This window comes from Candidatus Schekmanbacteria bacterium, assembly GCA_003695725.1.
Lineage (GTDB): Bacteria > Schekmanbacteria > GWA2-38-11 > GWA2-38-11 > J061 > J061.
On the sequence record RFHX01000002.1, the window covers coordinates 1 to 2,759 of the forward strand.

Below are 2,759 nucleotides of genomic sequence, written 5' to 3' on the forward strand. Positions count from 1 at the left end.
AGATAGAATGCCTTTAAGAAAATATTATAAGCTTTTAATCATCTTTTGCTGTATCAGCATATCAATATTAGGATGGGGAAAACAGGTATCTGGTGTTTGTGCGGATAAAGTATTTGTTTTATTCGTCTTAGATACAAGCGGCAGTATGAACCAGAACGATGATATTAAGAGTTCTAAAGGAAGCAGAATTGCAACACTGCGCTACAGAGCAAAAAGATTAATAACACGTATAGATGGAATCAATAGTTTGATGCCAAGAAAATATGGAATCATAACTTTTAATTCCATAGTTGATTCAACAAAAAAAAGTCCGCGAAATGCATCACAGGCAAAGTCGGAAATTGATTTGCTTACAGCATCAGGAGGGACAGCATTGTATGATGCTGTATGGGAAGGAGCACAGTATCTAAAAACAGATTATTTGCAGAATAATCCTAATGCTATGGCGGTTCTCGTTGTCCTTTCCGATGGAGTTGATAATAGCAGTGCAAATAAAAATAAAGGTGATGTTGTGACAAAAATCAATAACCTGAAAAGCTCGTATTCAATGACAAAAGTATTTTTTTATAATGTAGAGGGATCCGTTCCCGGCGGGATAAATGGAATGGGAGATATAAATACTTCTTATACAAAAGTAACCCAACTTACTACCGGGGTGTGCGAATTAATGTATCCAGCAGTTTCAGACTGTCCATTGCCGGGGGAAATTACAACATGGAATCCGCCAATAGAAGCGGATTTAGGAAGTCTTTTTGGCAAGCAAACACCCAATGGTGAAATTGTTTATGTTGAATCATGGAGCAATGATCACCCTCTAAGTACTCTTAATTCTGTCACATATTATAAATTTGACGGCGGCTACTCAGCCGGGCCAAATAGTTCTGATATTGTAAAAAATCCATTAGAAAAAATGGCAAATGAGACAAGTAGTACATATGTTAATAATGACACTATAAAATTTTCTAAAGTTTTCACAGATATTATAAAAAAGCTTCCGCCTCAAAAGGTCAAAGGTAAAGTTTTTAAAGAAAGTCCTGTGCGCTCTGCCGGCGGATGTGGTAATATAACCAAGAATGCTTCAACTGCAACACTCAATGATTATAGAAAAAAAAGAAAGCTGAAAGGGCTTGATGGTTCGGGCTATCTAAACGGCACATATGTGAGAGTCCATAATTTGAGAGACGGAGATACCTGTGATTCCAATAATTTTTACTATGGTGTTGATAACGGTTCGTTTGAAGAAGTAATGGCATATTACCATATTGATAAATTTCGAAGGTTTATATCGAAAAGTTTGGGAAACGGCACCGGAATTAATATTAATAAGATTACTGTGGCTGATGTTCATGATAATAATTCGAATCAAGCCAGCCACTTCGATTATGACAATGATGTAATCTATTTTGCAAAGGTTGACCAGAATCGTGATGACGCAGAGGATGCCGATGTTATACTTCATGAATATGCACATGCAATATCCTGTGATATAAATGCTGGCTGGACTGTAACTCTTGCTGCTGGTGCCCCGGAGTCAAAAGCATTAGTTGAAGGATTTGCTGATTTCCTTGCAGGAAATTATTTTAAAAAATCCGGTTTCGGAAAATGGTTTGGAAAAATCAGAAGTTTGGGCTGTCCACTGCGAGAGATGAACAACAGTCTAAATTACAACAGCAATATAACAGACCCTTATGAAGGAAGCAAAATTTGGAGTGGCGCGTTATGGGAGATAAGAAAGAGAATAGGAAAAAATGTTGGGAAAAAATCAAAATCACTAATGAATAAGTATATACTGACTACTGTACGAGATCTTGATGCTTTCCAAGATAAATTTTTTTCTGATGTGGCTGAAAGAATGACACAGGATGCAGGCGTGATTATCCAAGGGCACAGAGGTAAAATGCAGGATGTTTTTATTGAGAGAAACATTCTGCCTGAACCTCCATCGGGAAGAATCGCGCCTCCGCAGTTTCCAACAACGCCTAATATATTGTCTGTAACAAGTGCCGAGGATGATACAATGGGATATGGACTGCATCTTGAATGGGATGAAATAGACACTGCAAACCTTATTGCCTTTGAGCTTTGGTACAGCGTTGACGGCACAGACCTTTACTAGCAGCTTTTAGATGGAAATCTGCCATTTGACAGCATAGCTTATGACCATTATGGAAACATATCTTTTGAGAACTATACAAACTGCCTTAAAAACGGACAGACCTACCATTATGCTTTGAAAGCAAGGCGCTCGACAGGAGATGAATGGTCGAATGTTGTAAGCGGTTCTGTGGAAGAATATGATGTTGATATGCCTGTGATTGAAAGCGTTTTGCCGGTGCTTGTTTCAGGCAAAGGGTATGGCCTTCATATAAGCTGGAATATGATAATAGATTCCAATTTGGACAGTTACGATATTCAGTACAGCACTGATATGGTAAACTGGACAGATCTTGAAACGGAGAGAGACTTGCTTGAACCTGATGAAACTGATCATCTTGGAAATGGTTCAGCATGCGGTTACAGTTATAATTTGCCAGCAGGTGCGAGATATTTTTACAGGATGAGGGCAAGATTTACCGATGGAACTGTCAGCCCCTGGTCAAATATAGTGACAGGAGTTGTTACAAACTATAGTTGTTCCAGTGGCGGAGGAGGAGGATGCTAAATATGAAAAAAGCTATAATCCCTATTTTTCTTCTATTAATTGTCATTGTAGGCGCATTTTACCTGTATCAACGAAGCGGCAAGAAGAAGGTTTTCAC

General features: G+C 38.4%; 2 protein-coding genes. Both read left to right on the plus strand.

Features of this window, described 5'->3' with window-relative positions; genetic code table 11:
* On the plus strand, positions 1–2,116 hold a 2,116-nt coding region (locus tag D6734_00040; protein ID RMF98540.1), incomplete at its 5' end, for a VWA domain-containing protein.
* A gap of 114 nt (positions 2,117–2,230) precedes the next feature.
* Positions 2,231–2,662 (plus strand): hypothetical protein, encoded by a 432-nt coding sequence (locus D6734_00045; protein RMF98541.1) that lies wholly within the window; start codon positions 2,231–2,233, stop codon positions 2,660–2,662.
* Positions 2,663–2,759: the final 97 nt, after the last annotated feature.